Origin of the sequence: Burkholderia pseudomultivorans, assembly GCF_902499075.1 — a bacterium.
Lineage (GTDB): Bacteria > Pseudomonadota > Gammaproteobacteria > Burkholderiales > Burkholderiaceae > Burkholderia > Burkholderia pseudomultivorans.
In genome coordinates, this window is sequence record NZ_CABVPP010000006.1 from 17785 (window position 1) to 34917 (window position 17133).

The following is a 17133-nucleotide window of genomic DNA, read 5'->3' on the forward strand; positions in this document are numbered from 1 at the left end:
CATAACGACAGGCTCGCCCGATCGCCGCATTCTGGTGTACGTTCCGGACCAGCATCCAGTCAGCCCGAGCGACGACCGCCAACCGCATGCACTACCGCCCCGACGATCTCCACCGCCTGTTTTCGTGCGTGCCGACGCTCCGGCTGAACCGTCCCGCGCCGGCCGAGTCGTTCCTGGACGCCGCCGTCGCGGTCGGCGACGAACTCGCGCACGTGCTGCGCGACTATCCGCACGTCCGCTACGCACCGCTCGACTTCCACTATCTGTGCCATCAAAGCCTGTGCGCGCTGGACGATGCGCTGCTGGCCGACCTGACGCAGGATTCGAATCCCGGCGGATGGCACGGCGCGCACTGGGCCGCGTTCCTGATCGCGCTCGCGGGCGACGCGCGTTACCTGCCGCATCTCGATGCGGTACGGTCCCATCGCGGCGTTCAATGGGCGGCCGGGCTTGCGGATGCCGCGGTACGCGCCGATGCCGCGTCCGATGCGTCGCGCTGTTGCCGGCTGATCGTCGCGCTCCGCGATCAGTTGGCGCCGCTGCCGCGCGTCGGCGTGCGACTGCGCATGTACGCGGCTCCCGATGACATCGATTCGACGGCCAGCGCGGTTCGCACCGCATATCGCAGCGGCGACTTCGAGGCCGCGCTCAGGCTGGCCCGTCGCGAACCGGCCGGCGATGCGGCCGACGCACGCACGATCGCGCGCTGAGATCCTGCAGCCGCGTCGCCGGATGGACGATCGAGCCGCGCCCATGCGGCGACGGCAAGCCGATCGCCGCCGCGCATGGCGCCATCACGGCGACGAGCACGCGCTTCGCCGAAAGCGTCTGCGTGCATGCGCCAGCAAGACAAGGCCCGCTCTCGGTGCATCCGGTCCTCGGCTCGCGGCGGCGATTATGCGCGATTTCGCAGAGGTGCTTTCCTGTGCAGCGCCTTAATCGACCGGCGCGCGATCTCCAATAATGGCCGCTCGATCCGTCGGCCGCCACACGGGGCCGCTCAAACAATAAAAAACTCCTATGCATTCCTACCAGATGAAAAAGCATGGCGGCGCATGCGTCGCGGGGACCGTCATTGCCGCATGCCTGACCGGCGTCGCACCGACCGGCGCACACGCCCAGAGCAGCGTGACGCTGTACGGCCTGATCGACACGTCGCTCACCTACGCGAGCAATCAGCGCACGCACGGCGCCGGCTCGCCGGGCAGCGGCGCGTTCGCGATGACGAGCGGCGCACTGAACGCGGCGCGCTGGGGACTGCGCGGCCGCGAAGACCTCGGCGGCGGCATGGCCGCCGTGTTCACGCTCGAGAACGGGTTCTCGGGCACCAGCGGCGCGCTGTCGCAGAAAGGCGTCGACCTGTTCGGCCGGCAGGCGTGGGTCGGCGTGAGCTCGAAGACGGCAGGCACGCTCACCTTCGGCCGCCAGTACGACCTGATCCTCGATTTCGTGACACCGCTCGGCGCGTCGGGGCCCGGCTGGGGCGGCAACCTCGCGGTTCATCCGTACGACAACGACGACTCGAACCGCAACATCCGCATCAACAACGCGGTCAAGTACACGAGCCCGACATACCGCGGGCTGACCTTCGGCGCGATGTACGGCTTCTCGAACACGGCCGGCGCGTTCTCGAACAACGCGGCGTGGAGCGCGGGACTCTCGTATGCAAACGGGCCGCTGAAGCTCGGCGCCGGCTATCTGAAGATCAGCCGCGACCGCAACGCGGCGAATCCGAACGGCGCGCTGAGCACGGTCGACGGTTCCGCAACGATCACGGGCGGCAACCAGCAGATCTGGTCGGTCGCCGGGCGCTACGCATTCGGCCGCCATTCGGTCGGCGCGAGCTGGTCGCACTCGACCACCGACGGCGTGACCGGCGTGCTGCAGGGCGGCAGCATCGCGCCGCTGAAGGGCGAATCGCTGGTGTTCGACAATTTCACGGTCGACGGGCGCTACTTCGTCAGCCCCGCCTTCACGCTGGCCGCCGCGTATACCTTCACGATGGGTCGCTTCGACACGCGCACCGGCCAGACGCGCCCGAAATGGAACCAGGTCGTCGCGCAGGCCGACTATGCGTTTTCGAAGCGCACGGACGTCTATCTCGAAGGCGTGTACCAGAGCGTGAGCGGCGGCAACGGCAACCCCGCGTTCAACGCGACGGTCTGGACGCTGACGCCGTCGGCCAACAGCAACCAGGTCGTCGTCGCGCTGGGCATCCGACACAAGTTCTGACGACGCGGCGTGCAGCCTGTCCGACCGTACGTGCATCTTTCATGCCCGCTGCCCCGCCGTCGCATCCGGCTTGCGGTCGACGGCGTTTTAAGCATCGCTTAATCCTCGCTACCTAGGCTGGAATCGCGACGTGCTCGCGCGGTCCCGCAGCGACGGCCGCATCTCGCGAACGCACGCACACGGCAGGACGCGCCGCACGGCCCGCGCGCGACGCCGAATGCTGCACGGCCGCGGGCCGCCGGCCCCGGCGACCCTGCGCGTCGGGCGGCAACCCCACGCCGTTCGACGCAAGCGGAGTTCGCGATGAATGCACAACCCCCGCTGGAAACCGTCGACCTTCATCGACGCACGCTGCTGATCGCGACGACCGTGACGGGCGGCATCGGCTGCGTCGCGGCCGCGATTCCGTTCGCCGATTCGCTGTCGCCGCCGGCAAGCGCGCTCGCGGCGGGTGCGCCGGTCACGGTCGAGATCGGCGGCCTCGGCGAAGGCCGCATGATGACCGTCGGATGGCGCGGCAAGCCCGTGTTCATCGTCAACCGCACGGCGGCGATGCTCGATGCGGTCACGAAGGCCACGCCGATGGTCGCGGACCCCGACACGCAACATCCGTTCTCGATGCCGCTGCCCGCCTATTGCCGCAATCCGTTTCGCGCGCGCGCCGAGCGCCGCAATCTGCTGGTGGTCGTCGGCGTCTGCACGCATCTCGGCTGCACGCCGACTCCGCGCTTCCAGCCGGGCGCGCAGCCGAATCTGCCCGACGACTGGCCCGGCGGCTTCCTGTGCCCGTGTCACGGCTCGACGTACGATCTCGCGGGACGCGTATTCCGCGACAAGCCCGCGCCGCAGAACCTCGATGTGCCGCGCTATCAGTTCACGTCGCCGACCGCGCTCGTCATCGGACGCGACGAACACGGCGAAGCCTGACGCGACCGGCCGCCCCGGCGTTCCCGATATCGGCGCGCGCCGCCCGGCACGCTTCGACGCAAACCGCGGCCCGCCGGTCGGCTCCCGCGCGAAAAATGCGAAGAAACTGGTCACGCTGTGACATTTTTCCTAATCTATTTGCAGCGGCACCGCCATTGGTCGCGCCGATCGCGACAGTCTTTCATATCGCGTGCCACCGGCTTACGGATCGACGTCGCACCGATGCGGCGGGCGCGCCCCACGCTTTCCACGCAGTCAACCGCAGGAGAAAACGATGAGCAAAACAAACCGGTTTGCGGTCATTGCAGCCCTCGCGCTGTTGGGCGGTTGTCATCACGCGGCGAAGACGCCCGAAAACGCCGGCATGGCGCCGGCGCCTTCGAGAGAGTCGGTCGCGACGGTGACGGCCGACGATCTCAACAATCCGAACAGCCCGCTCGCGAAGCGCAGCGTGTATTTCGACTTCGACAGCTATTCGGTGAAGCCCGACTACCAGTCGCTGCTTCAGGCGCATGCCGACTACCTGCGCAGCCATCCGGCGCGGCACGTGCTGATCCAGGGCAACACCGACGAGCGCGGCACGTCCGAATACAACCTCGCGCTCGGCGAACGCCGCTCGCAGGCGGTGATGAGCGCGCTCGAAACGCTCGGCGTGCCCGCGTCGCAACTCGAAGCCGTGAGCCTCGGCAAGGAAAAGCCGGTCGCGCTCGGCCACGACGAGGATTCGTGGGCGCAGAACCGCCGCGCCGATCTCGTCTATCGTTGATCGCATGCCGCCGCACCGGCGGCGGCATGGACCGCGCCGCGCGGCGACCGCCGCGACCGCGCAGGCGTCCGGCGTCCAACTCGTCCGGTTCATGCGCGCCATCGTCGCGGCCGGCTGTCTCGTCGCGTCCGAGCGCACCGCGCACCGTCGGCGCGGATACGACGAGGCTCGATACCGTCCCGAGCAAGGATGCCCCGTCCGAAACCGATGACGCCGAGCCACAACAGCAGCCACGCGACATGCCCGTCGAAAAAAACATGGAATAAATCGCCGTCGCGAAGCGTCTTGTCATCGCGCAGACGCCCGGTTCGCGTGAACCGTCCCTTACAGGCGGCCTGCGCATCGACAGGAGATCGACATGAAATCGGCAAGCTTCGCCGCGGTGCTGATCGCGGCGCTGGCGCTCCTGCTGCAGGCGGGATGCGCATCGCCCGGCAGCGGCGGGTCGCAGGGGCCTGCCGTCGGCCGGTACGGCGGCGGCAGTTCGGGAGGAGGAAGCGGCGGCGGAGGTGGCGGCGGCTACTGATGCGCCGATGCCGGCACGCGACATGCCGCGCACGACCGCCGTAACCCGGCCCGTCGCGCGCGGCGCACCGCGCTGCCGCGCTCAGCGCATCGCCTTCACGTCGGCCGGCGTGACGCTCGCGGGCTGGCCGCCCCAGGTCGCGCGCAGGTAGTTCGCGAGCTGCGCGACTTCGTCGTCGCTCAGCGTGCGCGCGAAGCCCGGCATCCGCTGCATGTTCTCGACGCCGGCGAACTTCTGTTCGTCGATCCCGTCGAGCACCGCGACCAGCAGGTTGCGCGGATCGGCCTGGCGCACGGTCGAATTGCCGTTCATCGGCACCGCAACGTGCGGCTTGCCTTCGCCGTTGAAGTTGTGACACCCCGCGCAGACCGCGAGATACACGGAACGGCCGGCCGCGAGCTGCGCGGCGTCGGCCGACACGGGCTTCACCGGCTGCGGCGCGGGCGGCGTGTCGCCGAGCAGGTAGACGGACAGCGCGCGCAGGTCGTCCTTCGCGAGGGTTTGCGTGCTCAGGTGCACGACCGGATACATCTCGCCGAACGCCGAGCCTTGCGGCGCGATGCCGACGCCGAAGAACGTCTGCAGGTCGGCGCCCGTCCAGCCGCGCGCGGCGAGGCCCGCCGGCGTGATGTCGGGCGCGGCCACGCGGCCGAGCGCGGCGCCCGCGAACGGCTTCGCGCTGTCGAGCTGGCCCGTGAACGCGCGCGGCGTATGGCATTCCGCGCAGTGGCCGAGTGCGCCCGCGAGATAGCGGCCGCGCTGCCAGTCGGCGGATTGCCCGGTCGACGCGTCGGGCAGGCTGTCCTTGAGGAACACCATGTCCCAGAAGACCATACCGAACCGCAGGTTGTACGGGAACTTCAGGTCGTGCGCGCGGTTTTCCTGCGCGACCGGCCGGACCGTCTTCAGGTACGCGTACATCGCGTCGGAATCGGCGCGCGTGAGCTGCCGGTACGACGTGTACGGCATCGACGGGTACAGCCGCTTGCCCGGCGCCTTGCCGTCGTGCAGCGCGGCGTAGAAGTCGTCGGCGCTCCAGCTGCCGATCCCGTGATCCTTGTCGGGCGTGATGTTCGAACCGTAGAACGTGCCGAACGGCGATTCGAGCGGCGCGCCGCCGGCGAACGGCGCGCCGTCCTTCGCGGTGTGGCACGCGGCGCAGTCGGCGGCCTTGACGAGATAGCGGCCGCGCGCGATCTGGTCGGCGCCGGGCGCGCCCGACGCAGCCGTCGACGCCGGCGCGTCGTGACCGCCGCAGGCGGCGAGCGTCAGCGCGCAGGCAGCCGTGAGAGCGGACCAGCCGGCGATGCGCGCGACGCGATGAGCGAGTGTGCGTTTCATGCGGCGTCCTTCACGAGTCCCGGCGTATTCATCACCACGTCCTTCACGGCTTCGTAGTAGCGGACGTAACCCGTGCAGCGGCACAGATGCGCGTCGAGCGCGGCGGTGATCGTGCGTTCGACGTCGGCCTTCGCGACCGGCTCGCGCTTCAGGCGCTCGATCAACACGGTCGCCGCGTTGACGAAGCCCGGCGTGCAGTAGCCGCACTGGAAGCTGAAGTGCTCGAGGAACTTCTGCTGGATCGGCGACAGCTCGACGACCTCGCCCGCCTCGTTGCGCTTCGCGTGCCCTTCGATCGTGCGGATCGAGCGGCCGTGGAAGAAGTGCGCGCCGGTGATGCAGGTGCGCATTTCCTCGCTGCTGCCGTCCGGCTGGTCGACGATCACGACGCATGCATGGCAGATGCCCTGCCCGCAGCCGAGCCGCGAGCCGGTCAGGCCCGCGTATTCGTGCAGGAACTCGATCATCATCAGCCCTTCGGGCACCTGCATCGGGCCGACGGACTTGCCGTTGATCTTCATCGACAGCGGCTTCTGCTGGAACCGCACGAGCGGACGCTCGGCGGCGGCGGGTGCAGCGGCCGGGGTTTGCGCGGCCGAAGCCGCGTCCGGCGCGGACGCGCCGGTGGCAACCGCGCCGGCGCTCGCGGCCGACGCGGCGGTTTGGGCGGTCGTCATGCGAGCACCTCCTGGATCTTTTGCGGGGTCACCGGCAGATCGGTGAAACGATGGCCGATCGCGTGCGCGAGGCCGTTCACGATCGCGCCGACGACGGGAATCATCACCACTTCGGCGACACCCTTCGGCGGATCGGTCTCGGACAGCGGCGGCAGCACGTCGCCGGTCTGCGTCCACACGGCGACGTCGGACGCGCGCGGCAGCTGATAGCGGTTGAAGTTCCACGTGCCGTTGCCCGGGCCGTCCTCGTACAGCGGCAGGTATTCGTGCAGCGCGTGGCCGATGCCCATCGCGAGGCCGCCCTGCAACTGGCCCGACACGAGCTGCGGCGAAATCTGGTTGCCGCATTCCATGATCGAGTGGTGCGTGAGCAGCTCGACCTTGCCGGTCGCCTCGTGCACGGCCAGCTCGACGAGCGTGCCGACCGCCGTGTAATACGTGACAGCCGCGTTGTTGCGGCTCATCGGCGGGATGAACACGCGCTTGCGGTCCAGCACGCGATAGCCGTTCGCGGTCGGCGGCAGCGTGCCGCGCATCGCGGTCGCACCGGCCGGCGCGGCGGTGCCCGGCACCGGGCCGTTGTCGCCGCCCGACTTCGGCGCGCCGACGCGCAGCGACAGCCCGTCGATCGGCAAACGCTCGACGGCGCCGCCGATCTCGAACTCGGCGTCGGTCCACTGCCAGCGATTGAACACGTGCACGACGGCGCCGGTCGGCAGGCCGAGCGCATGCGCCTGCTTCGCCAGTTGCTCGAAGCTCAGCGGCTCGAGGCCGTCGGCGGTCAGCTTGCCGTCGACCCAGCGCGCATCCTCGATGCGCACCGTGTACGGCGCGGCCTGGCCGCCGCCGAGGCCGCGCGTCCAGATCGACATCGCCGCCGGCCACAGCCCGTAGCGAAACACCGCGCGCGCGGCTTCGCGCGTGCTGTGCGTGAAGTAGTACGCCGAATTCGTCGCACTCGACGGCGACGCATAGCTCGGCGACCAGCGCGGGTTCGCGCTGAGCCGGTCCTGGTCGGCCTGCGACATCAGGTACGGGTCGCCGCTCGTCTCGACCGGCAGGTCCGGCCAGTCGGTCACCGCGACGCGCACGTCGGTCGCCGGACGGCCGAGCCACTTCGCGACCGCGACGGCCTGCGACGTCGACATCCCGGTGCCGATCTCGGCGGCCGTGTGATGCAGCGTGACCTTGCCGTTCTCGTCGAATTCGACCTTCGCGAACGACGCTTCCGCGCCAGTGCCGAAGTCCTTCTGCACGCACGCGAAGCCCACGCCGTAGCGCTTGCCGGGGTTCGCTGCCTCGAACTCGGCCTTGCGCGCGACGCGGCGCGTCCACAGCGGATGCTGCTTCGCGCGCTCGAGCACTTCGTCGATGCGCAGCGCACCGGCGGGAATCGCGCCCTGCGTGTTCTTCATCCCCGAACGCAGCGCGTTGCGCAGCCGGAAATCGATCGGATCGAGGTTCAGTTGCGCGGCGATCTCGTCGACCGCCATTTCGGTCGCGGCCATGCTCTGCAGCGTGCCGTAGCCGCGCGCGGAGCCGGCGTCGATCGCGCGCGACGCGATCGCGACCGAGGCCAGGTCGCTCTTCGGGAAGTAGTAGATCGATTGCGCGGCGGTCGCGCCGACCATCGCGACCGACGGCGAGAAGTTGCAGCGGCCGCCGCCGTTCGCCTCGAAGTCGCCCTTGAACGATTGCAGCAGGCCGGTGTTGCGGTCGACCGCGATCCGGTAGTGCATCTTGAACGCGTGACGCTTCAACGAGGTCTGGAACTGCTCGTAGCGATCGTTCGCGAAACGCACCGGGCGGCCGTCCGCATACAGCGCGCAGACGAGCCCGTAGAACGGCACGTTGCTGTGATCCTTCGAGCCGTAGCCGACCGTGTAGCACGGATGCACGAACAGCTTCTTCACCGGGAAGCGGCATTTCGCGACCATCGCGGCGGCGTTCTCGGCCACCTCCAGCGGCGACTGGCTCGCGACGACGAGATGCAGCGACTGCGTCGCGGCGTCGTACCAGCAGTTCGCGTTGTCGGGCTCGAGCGCGGCCGTGTCGATCGACTGCGTGTTGTACTCGCGGTCGAACACGAGCCAGTCGGCCGACGGACGATCGAGCTCGCCGGCGATCTGCGCGGCGAGGAACATCCCCTGCTCGTCGAGCTTGCCGTGCTCCTTGCCGTCCGGCCACACGGGCTGGTGCTTGCGCATCTGGCTCGGGAAGATCGGCGCGTCCTTCAGGCTCGAATAGACGTCGTCGTCGTAGGCGGTCTTGCCGCCCACGCGCACGTAGCGGAACGTGCCCCACGGGTCGCGCTCGAGCGGGCCCGTGACCGCGCCGTAGCGGATCACGTCGTCGCGGAACTTCAGCGCGTTCTTCGCGAAACGGAAGCGCGCGAAGTCGTGGTAGATCAGGATCGCGACCGCATGGCCGAGATACGCGGGCGTCTTGCCCGTCGGCAGCAGCATGTCCTCGCCGTAGAACGTCGGGAACGCGACGCCGTCGCGCGCGAGATCGTCGGCCGTGACGACGCGGTCGGGCTTCAGGTCGTCGCCGAGCAGCGACAGGTCGAAGCCTTCGTAGGTGCGGTCGGCCTGCGTGACGCGCAGGATCAGCGCATGCGACTGCTGCTGCGGCCAGTGCGGCATGTCAGCGGCGCGCACGTCGCGGGCGAACACTTTCGAGCCCGTGACCTTCGCGATGCCGTCGATGCGGAATTGGGGGATGCCGGTGACGCTATCCCATTTGACCGGAGTGAGGAGTTTTTCTTCGAAGAGCGCCGCGAATGCGCGGCTGCCGAGGGGCGCGACATAGACTGCGACGCCCGCCAGCACACTGGCTTTCAGAAAACCCCGCCGTGACAGGCCGTGGTTTTTCATTGGGGGGAACCTCCTGAGCGGCTCGGACGGCGATCGGGTGTCGCGACGTTCGGAGCGGCGCGCATTCTGGCATTGTTTCCGATATATCGCCTATAGTATTTCTCGCATGAAATACTTATTGAATTTCTTATAACCGGATTCAGCCGGGCTGCGGCAGGCGGTCGCGGATCGCAGAAACCAGCGCCGCGGATCCGTCGACCGATCTCCTTTCGGCCGAAGCACATCGTCCCGTCGGCAACGATCGTGCCTTCGCGCCGGCCGATGTGCAAGCGTTTCGCAGCCGTGGTTTACGAGACTGGCACGCTGCTCCGCGCCGCCGGCGTTTCATGGTAATGTCGTGCGCATCCGGCTTGCCGGTGCTTCCGCCATGTGCCGTGCGGGCGCCGCCAGCCATCGCGACAATCGCGACATCGTGCCGAGGTCAAAAATCCATGGCAGTCAGGGCATCTCTCCTGAACTCCGTTCTCGCCACTCCCCCTTCCGGCAATCACCGCGTGACGGCCGCGTTGCGCCCGTCGATGCTCGTCACGCTGTTCGAGGACGTGCGCCCGATGGCGCTGTCCGGCATCGCCAGCAGCTTCGTCGCGGCGATCGCGCTGCTCCGGCTGCATCAGCTGTGGTGTCTCGCGTGGCTCGTCGCCGATGTCGGCCTGCTCGTCGCGCGGCTCGCGATCGCTTGCGCCTACACCGCGCAGCGCGACACCGGCGACGATCGCGCCGAATACTGGGCGATGCGCTACGCCCCCGTGTCGCTCGCCGCATGCTTCGTGCTCGGCCTCGGCGTGATGGGCTGCGTGAGCGCGGTCGACGTCGAGCTCGGCACGCTGTCGGTGATGGTCGCCGGCGGCGTGTTCGGCGGCATTGCGTCGCGCAACTCGGCGCTGCCGCGGCTCGCGATGACGCAGGTCACGCTCGGCGTGCTGCCGATCGGCGTCGGCGCGCTGCTCGCCGACCGGCCCGGCGCATGGCTGCTGCTGCCGCCGCTCGTCATCTACCTGGCCGCGATGCGCACGGTCGTGCAGCGCCACTACCGCGTGCTCGTCGCGTTGATCGCGGCGCGCCAGCGCAACGCCGAGCTCGTCGCGCGCTTCGACGCCGCACTCACCTACATGCCGCACGGGCTGTGCATGATCGACGGCGACCGTCGCGTGATCGTCGCGAACCGGCGCACCGCGCAACTGTTCGGCTCGCTGCGCGAGATCATGCTCGATGCGCCGCTGCCCGACGTCGTCGCCGCGCTCGGCACGGATGCGGCCGCGTCGGACGGCGACGGCCTCGCCGCCCGGTGCGAGGACTGGCTGAACCGCGAGTCGTCGCCGTTCGACATCACGCTCGCCGACGGACGCCAGCTCGAACTGACGCGCCACCGCGTGCCGGACGGCAACGCGGTGATCATCGTCGAGGACGTCACCGCGCGCCGCCTCACCGAGCGGCACATTCGCCACCTGGCGCGGCACGACGCGCTGACCGGGCTGCCGAACCGCCACGAACTGCATGCGGAACTCGGCCGGATGCTGGCGCGGCGGTCGCCGCTGCCGGACGTCGTCCCGGCCGTCATGTATCTCGATCTCGACGGTTTCAAGGCGATCAACGACCGCTTCGGCCATCAGGCCGGCGACGAGGTGCTGACACAGGTCGCCGAGCGGCTCGGCCGCGCGCTGCTGCACGGCGAACTCGCGGCACGCATCGGCGGCGACGAATTCGTCGTCGCGATCGACGGCACGACGACGCACGCGTGCTCGGCCCTCGCCGCGGAGATCATCCGGCAGATCTCGGCGCCGTACACACTGTCGATCGGCGAGACCGTCAGCTTCGGGATCAGCATCGGCATCGCGCTCGACGACGGCCATCGCTCCCCCGACGAGTTGATCCGGCAGGCCGACAGCGCACTGTACGACGCGAAATCGGCCGGCAAGGGCATGTACCGCTTCTATTCGAACGGCAGCCGCCGCGTCGCGCCGGCCACCGCGAACTGACAGCCGGCCGCGCGGGCCGTCGCCGGTTTCATTTCCGCAACGTTTTTCGCTTCCGCCGCGCGGCCGCGCGTGGCGATGTCACGTGACGTGTTCCGTAACATCGCGGCCGATCGCCCGCGACGTTCGCCGCCGAAGCCTGCAGGATCGATGCAGCGCACCGCATTTCATGGCTGGCATTCTTATTGCTCACTGACAGGAAACAGGTTGTCAGGGAGCCCCGCATGAATACCGTCGAAGTCATGAGCCGCACCGATACGATCGACGAACTGGACGTGATCGACGGCGCGTCGCTGATCCGGCGACTCGTCTCCGTGCGCCGCGCGCCGGTGCGCGAAGCCACCTGCGTCGACAATCCGCCGCTCACGCTGTACGGCGCGTTCCGCCAGGGTGTCGCCGACTACGCGGCGCGGCGCGCGAATCCGTATCGCGCGGGCAGCCGTTTCTGGGCATTGTGGGAAGAAGGCCGTCTCGAAGCCGAAACATCGGGACGGTGACGCGCACACCGGCATCGGCTGCACGGCGAAGGCGCCGGCGCCCGGCCCGCGCACCGGACGAGCCGGCGCGCGGCCGCCGTTTCCCGATAAGATGGCGGCTCCCCGTTCATCGCACGATGCCGCCATGACCGCCCCCACCTCACACCGAAACCCCATTCACTGCGAGATCGATCTCGACGCGCCGGGCAAGCACGCCGGCTACCTGCGGCTGCCGCATTCGGTCCATCGTTCGGCCTATGGCTGGCTGCCGATTCCGATCGCATCGATCCGCAACGGCGACGGCCCGGTCGCGCTCGTGATGGCCGGCAACCACGGCGACGAATACGAAGGCCAGATCATCGTGTCGCAGTTGATGCGCGAGATCGAGCCCGGGATGGTCAACGGCCAGCTGATCCTGCTGCCGATGGCGAACTTCCCCGCGGCCGATGCGGGGCTGCGCGTGTCGCCGCTCGACAACGGCAACCTGAACCGCAGCTTCCCCGGCGATCCGGCCGGCACGCCGACGCAGATGATCGCCCACTACATCGAGCATGCGCTGCTGTCGCGCGCGCAGTATCTCGTCGATCTGCATTCGGGCGGCAGTTCGCTGCTGTACCAGGGCGGCAACATGCTCGCGATCGATCCGCTCGACGCGGACGAGGCCGCGAAGCTGAACGGCATGCTGGTCGCGTTCGGGCTGCCGAACGCGCTGCTGCATGCGCCGAATCCCGTGCATTCGGCATCGGCCGCGCGCCGGCAAGGCGCGATCTCGATCGTCACCGAACTGGGCGGCGCCGGCATGGCCGATCCGTCGTTGATCCGGATGGGCCGCCAGGGGCTGCTGCACTACCTCGGCCATATCGGCCTGCTGCGCGGCGCGCTCGTGCCCGATGCGCCGCCGACCGTCACGCGCTTCCTGCGCGTCGACGGCGACCGGCATTTCGTCTATGCGTACGAGCGCGGGCTGTATGAGCCGCTCGTCGAACTCGGCGATCAGGTGAAGGCCGGACAACCGGCCGCATGGGTGCATTTCCCCGATACGCCGCTGCGCGAGCCGGTGCTGCACCGGTTCAACGGCGACGGCGAAGTGGTATGCAAGCGCGTGCCCGCGCAAGTGCAGCGCGGCGACTGCCTGTTTCAGCTCGCGGAACCCACCGCCCCGCCGAGCATCGGCCGATAGGGCCGGTTCCGGACCTCTGCTTTCCCCGTGCTGTCTGCCGTGTGTGGCGGACGGCACGCGTGCGCCATTAACCAACTTGACAAATTAACCTACTTGGTTAGACTCGCACATGGATGCACATGGAAAAGAGAACGCCGCACTGCAAGCTGCCGCGCGTCAAGGCGCTGATCGAGGCCGGCAAGGTCCGCCTGACCGCAAGCGCCGTCATCGGCGCCCGCCAGATGGGCTTCACCGAAGCGGAAACGATCGACGTGGTGAGGGCGCTGACGCCGTTCGAATTCCACAAGAGCATGACGACCTACGCCGACCACACGATCTGGCAGGACGTCTACCGGCCTTGCACGATGCGCGGCGACGTGTACCTGAAACTGACCGTCGTCGACGATGTGCTGATCGTGTCTTTCAAGGAGCGATGAGATGAAATGTCCTGCATGCGGTGCCGCCAGGCTGATCCGCGACACGCGCGACATCCCGTACACCTACAAGGGCGAATCGACCGTGATCCCGCACATCACCGGCGAGTTTTGTCCGGCGTGCGGCGAGTCGGTGCTCGACGTCGGCGAGGCGACCCGTTTCGGCGAAGCGGTGTCGGCATTCAACCGGCAAGTGAATGCAACGCTCGTCGATCCGAAGTTCATCGCGTCGGTGCGCAAGAAGCTGAAGCTCGATCAGCGCGAGGCGGCCGAGATTTTCGGCGGCGGCGTCAACGCGTTTTCCCGCTACGAGACCGGCAAGACCAATCCGCCGCTGGCGCTCGTGAAGCTGCTGAAGATTCTCGACCGTCATCCGGATCTGCTCGACGAAGTGCGCGCAGCGTAAACGAACCTCCCCCGACGTCTCGGCCTGCGCGGCGCAGCGATGATCCGCCGCGCACGTACACGCGCATGCATGCGCGCCATTCCCCCACTCTCGCTGCAAGCCTTCTGACGCTTCCTGCGAAATCCTTATCGAAATTGCTTCGTTCGTCTTCGCGCGCCGCCCCGCTAACGTATCCGAAACGGCGGCGGCCCGCCGAATGCATCGCACCGCGCACCGTAGCCGCCGCCATCACGACAACCGCGTCGCGATAACGAACGAAACGGCCGGGCCGCGTGCCTGCCTCGTCCGCATCGCGCGCCTTTCGCGATGCCCATGGCCACGACCGACCGCATCATCGACACGACCCCGCTCGACGTTCGCGCGCAGCCGCTGATCGACGCGCTGATCCACGAGTATTCGACACGCTACGACGCGTACCGGCCCGACAGCCGTGCGTCCGCGCGCGAAGAACTCGCGCGCTATCCGGCCGAACTGTTTGCGCCGCCCGAAGGCGCGTTCGTGCTGCTGCTGCGCGACGGCGAGACGATCGGCGGCGGCGCGTTCAAGCGTTACGACGCACAGACGGCCGAACTGAAGCGCATCTGGACACATGCCGGCCTGCGCCGCCAGGGGCTCGCGCGGCGCATCGTCGAAGCGCTCGAACGGCGCGCCGTGCAGCAGGGCTATCGCCGCGTGTATCTGACGACCGGCTTTCGCCAGCCCGAAGCGTGGGCGCTCTACGACCGTACCGGCTATACGCGGCTGTTCGATCCATCGATCGCCCCCGAAGTGCTGTTCCATCTGCGCTTCGGCAAGGATCTCGTCGATCCGTCGCGCACGTCGACGCTCGCCGACCTGTGGGCGCCCGCGCCCGAACCGGCGCTGCCGCGCTGAGTGCACCGCTTCCCGCCCGACCCCGCCTCCGACCACAACGACTGGACGTCTTCATGCCACGCACCGCCCGCCTCTCTTCCCGCGCAGTCCGCACGCTGGCCGCCGCGCTGGTCGGCCTGACCGCCTTCACCGCTATCGCCACCGCCGCGACCTTCGACCTGAGCCCCGAGCAACGCGATCGCCCGCGCGGCGTCGCCGATCCGGCGGTCGAGCGCGCGGTGCCCGCGTCGTTCCGGTTCGCCGAGCCCGATACGCTGACGATCGGCATCGCGCCCGCGCTGCCGCCGATCAGTTCGTACGCCACCGATGCGCGCACGGTGATCGGCTTCGATGCGGATGTCGGCCAGCTCGTGTCCGACACGCTCGGCCGGAAGCTGAAGATCGTCGCGCTGTCGTGGCCCGACTGGCCGCTCGCGCTCGAGTCGGGCAAGGTCGATGCGGTGATCTCGAACGTCACGGTCACCGAGGAGCGCAAGCAGAAATTCGATTTCTCGACCTACCGCAAGGACCAGGTCGGCTTCTACGTGCGCAACGACAGCAAGATCCAGTCGATCCGCGAGCCGAAGGACGTGGCGGGGCTGCGCATCGTCACGGATGCGGGCACCAACCAGGAAAAGATCCTGCTCGAATGGGATCGCGAAAACGTCGCGCACGGCCTGAAACCGGTGCAGATCCAGTACTACGACGACCAGGCGATGCGGATCGTCGCGGTGCAGTCCGGGCGCGCGGACGCCATCTTCAGCGTGAACTCGGTGCTCGCGTACCAGAGCGCGCAGCAGGGCAAGACGCGGCTGGTCGGCACAGTCAGCGGCGGCTGGCCGCGCACCGCCGACATCGCGATCGCGACGCGCAAGGGCAGCGGCCTCGCACAGCCGCTGACCGTCGCGCTGAACGGGCTGATCAAGAACGGCCGCTACCGGCAGGTACTCGATCGCTGGAACCTCGCGTCCGAAGCGATCGACCAGTCGCGCACGAATCCGCCCGGCCTGCCGAAGAGCTGAGCGCCGCCCCGACCTTCCCGACCTCCGCACCCGACACCCGATGACCACCCGACGACCGATTCCCTTCGGCCTGATGCTGCAAGGCGCAGGCAGCCACATGAACGCATGGCGGCACCCGAGCAACCCGCCCGACGCGAGCATCAACCTCGATTTCGCGATCGGCATCGCGCGCAAGGCCGAGGCCGCCGGCATTGCGTTCGCGTTCGTCGCGGACGGCCTCTACATCAACGAGAAGTCGATCCCGCACTTCCTGAACCGCTTCGAGCCGCTGACGGTGCTGTCGGCGCTCGCGGCCGCGACCCGCAAGATCGGGCTCGCCGGCACGATCTCGACGTCGTACAGCGAGCCGTTCACGGTCGCGCGCCAGCTCGCGTCGCTCGATGCGATCAGCGGCGGCCGCGCGGGCTGGAACGTCGTGACGACGCCGCTCGAAGGCACCGCGCTGAACTTCGGCAAGACCCATCCCGATCACGCGCTGCGCTACGAGATCGCCGACGAATACCTGAGCGTCGTGCAGGGGCTGTGGGACAGCTGGGACGACGACGCGTTCGTGCGCGACCGTGCGACCGGGCGCTTCTTCGATCGCGCGAAGCTGCACACGCTCGATCATCGCGGCCGCTTCTTCCAGGTCGCGGGACCGCTCAACATCCAGCGCTCGCCGCAGGGGCAGCCGGTGATCTTCCAGGCCGGATCGTCCGATGCCGGCATCGGGCTCGCAGGCAAATACGCGGACGCCGTGTTCACGCATTCGCCGTCGCTCGACGAGACCGCCGCGTTCGCGCAGCGCGTGAAGCAGAGCGCGGTCGAGCACGGCCGCCGCGCCGACGACGTGAAGATCTTCCCGGGCATCGGGCCGATCGTCGGGCGCACGGCCGCCGAAGCCGAGGACAAGTACCAGGCGATCCGCGACCTGCTGACGATCGACGAAGCGCTCGCCTATCTCGGCCGCTTTTTCGATCACCACGATTTCACGCAGTATCCGCTCGATGCACCGTTCCCCGAACTCGGCGACCTCGGCCGCAACAGCTTCCGCTCGACCACCGACCGGATCAAGGCCGACGCGAAGCGCAACGGCCATACGCTGCGCGAGACCGCGCTCGCCGTCGCGACGCCGCGTCCGAACTTCATCGGTACGGCCGAGCAGGTCGCCGACGAACTGATCCGCTGGTTCGACGCGGGCGCCGGCGACGGTTTCATCCTCGGCTTCCCGGTCCAGGCGCAGGGCGTCGACGATTTCATCGAGCTCGTGATTCCGGCGCTCGAGGCACGCGGCCGCTATCGCCGCGACCTGCCGGGCAGCACGCTGCGCGACCATCTCGGCCTGCCGCGCAAGGCGAGCCGCTACGCGCAGCCCGATCCGGCCCGCGCGCCGGCGGCCGAAGCGCACGCCTGAGCGGCTCCGCTCACGCCCTCCGCCCAGCCGAAGCGCCGCGCGATCGTGCGGCGCTTCCGACGATCCCACCAGG

General features: G+C 68.7%; 16 protein-coding genes. 13 read left to right on the forward strand and 3 right to left on the reverse strand.

What is annotated here, in order from left to right; genetic code table 11:
- Positions 1-86: 86 nt before the first annotated feature.
- From BST28156_RS06565 to BST28156_RS06585, 5 genes are all read left to right on the forward strand, one after another.
- A complete protein-coding gene (locus tag BST28156_RS06565; protein ID WP_060237841.1) occupies positions 87-710 on the forward strand; it encodes a hypothetical protein in 624 nt (207 codons plus the stop codon).
- Between the two features lie 310 nt (positions 711-1020).
- On the forward strand, positions 1021-2232 hold the full coding sequence (locus tag BST28156_RS06570; protein WP_174901769.1) for a porin: 1212 nt from the start codon (positions 1021-1023) through the stop codon (positions 2230-2232).
- Between the two features lie 303 nt (positions 2233-2535).
- Positions 2536-3159 (forward strand): ubiquinol-cytochrome c reductase iron-sulfur subunit, encoded by a 624-nt coding sequence (gene petA, locus BST28156_RS06575; RefSeq protein WP_060239040.1) that lies wholly within the window; start codon positions 2536-2538, stop codon positions 3157-3159.
- 274 nt (positions 3160-3433) lie between these two features.
- On the forward strand, positions 3434-3925 hold the full coding sequence (pal, locus tag BST28156_RS06580) for a peptidoglycan-associated lipoprotein Pal (protein WP_174901770.1): 492 nt from the start codon (positions 3434-3436) through the stop codon (positions 3923-3925).
- A gap of 358 nt (positions 3926-4283) precedes the next feature.
- The gene (locus tag BST28156_RS06585) at positions 4284-4451 is read left to right on the forward strand and encodes a hypothetical protein (protein ID WP_174901771.1); all 168 of its coding nucleotides are present in this window, start codon (positions 4284-4286) and stop codon (positions 4449-4451) included.
- A gap of 81 nt (positions 4452-4532) precedes the next feature.
- Here the strand turns inward: BST28156_RS06585 and BST28156_RS06590 are convergent, their stop codons facing one another.
- From BST28156_RS06590 to BST28156_RS06600, 3 genes are read right to left on the reverse strand one after another with little or no spacing between them, the layout of a single operon-like run.
- A complete protein-coding gene (locus tag BST28156_RS06590; protein WP_174901772.1) occupies positions 4533-5792 on the reverse strand; it encodes a cytochrome c in 1260 nt (419 codons plus the stop codon).
- A complete protein-coding gene (locus BST28156_RS06595; RefSeq protein ID WP_060237829.1) occupies positions 5789-6469 on the reverse strand; it encodes a (2Fe-2S)-binding protein in 681 nt (226 codons plus the stop codon). Before BST28156_RS06595 ends, BST28156_RS06590 begins: the two co-directional genes overlap by 4 nt.
- A complete protein-coding gene (locus BST28156_RS06600; RefSeq protein ID WP_174901773.1) occupies positions 6466-9345 on the reverse strand; it encodes a xanthine dehydrogenase family protein molybdopterin-binding subunit in 2880 nt (959 codons plus the stop codon). Before BST28156_RS06600 ends, BST28156_RS06595 begins: the two co-directional genes overlap by 4 nt.
- 431 nt (positions 9346-9776) lie before the next feature.
- Between BST28156_RS06600 and BST28156_RS06605 the strand changes: the two genes are divergently transcribed.
- The 8 genes from BST28156_RS06605 (at position 9777) to BST28156_RS06640 (ending at position 17060) form a co-directional block, all read left to right on the forward strand.
- Positions 9777-11321: a sensor domain-containing diguanylate cyclase gene (locus tag BST28156_RS06605; RefSeq protein ID WP_174901774.1), complete on the forward strand. Its 1545-nt coding sequence runs from the start codon at positions 9777-9779 to the stop codon at positions 11319-11321.
- 221 nt (positions 11322-11542) lie between these two features.
- Positions 11543-11815 carry a hypothetical protein gene (locus BST28156_RS06610; RefSeq protein WP_174901775.1) on the forward strand — a complete coding sequence of 91 codons (273 nt, stop codon included), beginning with the start codon at positions 11543-11545 and terminating at the stop codon, positions 11813-11815.
- A 124-nt stretch (positions 11816-11939) separates the two neighbouring features.
- Positions 11940-12974, forward strand: a complete 1035-nt coding sequence (locus tag BST28156_RS06615) for a succinylglutamate desuccinylase/aspartoacylase domain-containing protein (protein WP_174901776.1) — start codon at positions 11940-11942, stop codon at positions 12972-12974.
- Between the two features lie 119 nt (positions 12975-13093).
- On the forward strand, positions 13094-13390 hold the full coding sequence (locus BST28156_RS06620) for a type II toxin-antitoxin system MqsR family toxin (protein WP_006413131.1): 297 nt from the start codon (positions 13094-13096) through the stop codon (positions 13388-13390).
- A 1-nt stretch (position 13391) separates the two neighbouring features.
- Positions 13392-13793: a type II toxin-antitoxin system MqsA family antitoxin gene (locus BST28156_RS06625; RefSeq protein WP_060237813.1), complete on the forward strand. Its 402-nt coding sequence runs from the start codon at positions 13392-13394 to the stop codon at positions 13791-13793.
- A gap of 312 nt (positions 13794-14105) precedes the next feature.
- Positions 14106-14666: a GNAT family N-acetyltransferase gene (locus BST28156_RS06630; RefSeq protein WP_174901777.1), complete on the forward strand. Its 561-nt coding sequence runs from the start codon at positions 14106-14108 to the stop codon at positions 14664-14666.
- 53 nt (positions 14667-14719) lie between these two features.
- Positions 14720-15667 (forward strand): ABC transporter substrate-binding protein, encoded by a 948-nt coding sequence (locus BST28156_RS06635; RefSeq protein ID WP_174901778.1) that lies wholly within the window; start codon positions 14720-14722, stop codon positions 15665-15667.
- A 40-nt stretch (positions 15668-15707) separates the two neighbouring features.
- Entirely contained in the window at positions 15708-17060 is a 1353-nt protein-coding gene (locus BST28156_RS06640) for an LLM class flavin-dependent oxidoreductase (RefSeq protein WP_174901779.1), read from the forward strand.
- Positions 17061-17133 lie beyond the last annotated feature (73 nt).

Bases quoted from the DNA above. Each gene is read 5' to 3' on its own strand.
- BST28156_RS06600 (WP_174901773.1), bottom strand. From the start codon at position 9,345: ATGAAAAACCACGGCCTGTCACGGCGGGGTTTTCTGAAAGCCAGTGTG.
- BST28156_RS06605 (WP_174901774.1), top strand. From the start codon at position 9,777: ATGGCAGTCAGGGCATCTCTCCTGAACTCCGTTCTCGCCACTCCCCCT.
- BST28156_RS06635 (WP_174901778.1), top strand. From the start codon at position 14,720: ATGCCACGCACCGCCCGCCTCTCTTCCCGCGCAGTCCGCACGCTGGCC.
- petA (WP_060239040.1), top strand. From the start codon at position 2,536: ATGAATGCACAACCCCCGCTGGAAACCGTCGACCTTCATCGACGCACG.
- BST28156_RS06625 (WP_060237813.1), top strand. From the start codon at position 13,392: ATGAAATGTCCTGCATGCGGTGCCGCCAGGCTGATCCGCGACACGCGC.
- pal (WP_174901770.1), top strand. From the start codon at position 3,434: ATGAGCAAAACAAACCGGTTTGCGGTCATTGCAGCCCTCGCGCTGTTG.
- BST28156_RS06590 (WP_174901772.1), bottom strand. From the start codon at position 5,792: ATGAAACGCACACTCGCTCATCGCGTCGCGCGCATCGCCGGCTGGTCC.
- BST28156_RS06585 (WP_174901771.1), top strand. From the start codon at position 4,284: ATGAAATCGGCAAGCTTCGCCGCGGTGCTGATCGCGGCGCTGGCGCTC.
- BST28156_RS06620 (WP_006413131.1), top strand. From the start codon at position 13,094: ATGGAAAAGAGAACGCCGCACTGCAAGCTGCCGCGCGTCAAGGCGCTG.
- BST28156_RS06630 (WP_174901777.1), top strand. From the start codon at position 14,106: ATGGCCACGACCGACCGCATCATCGACACGACCCCGCTCGACGTTCGC.
- BST28156_RS06640 (WP_174901779.1), top strand. From the start codon at position 15,708: ATGACCACCCGACGACCGATTCCCTTCGGCCTGATGCTGCAAGGCGCA.
- BST28156_RS06565 (WP_060237841.1), top strand. From the start codon at position 87: ATGCACTACCGCCCCGACGATCTCCACCGCCTGTTTTCGTGCGTGCCG.
- BST28156_RS06615 (WP_174901776.1), top strand. From the start codon at position 11,940: ATGACCGCCCCCACCTCACACCGAAACCCCATTCACTGCGAGATCGAT.
- BST28156_RS06610 (WP_174901775.1), top strand. From the start codon at position 11,543: ATGAATACCGTCGAAGTCATGAGCCGCACCGATACGATCGACGAACTG.
- BST28156_RS06570 (WP_174901769.1), top strand. From the start codon at position 1,021: ATGCATTCCTACCAGATGAAAAAGCATGGCGGCGCATGCGTCGCGGGG.
- BST28156_RS06595 (WP_060237829.1), bottom strand. From the start codon at position 6,469: ATGACGACCGCCCAAACCGCCGCGTCGGCCGCGAGCGCCGGCGCGGTT.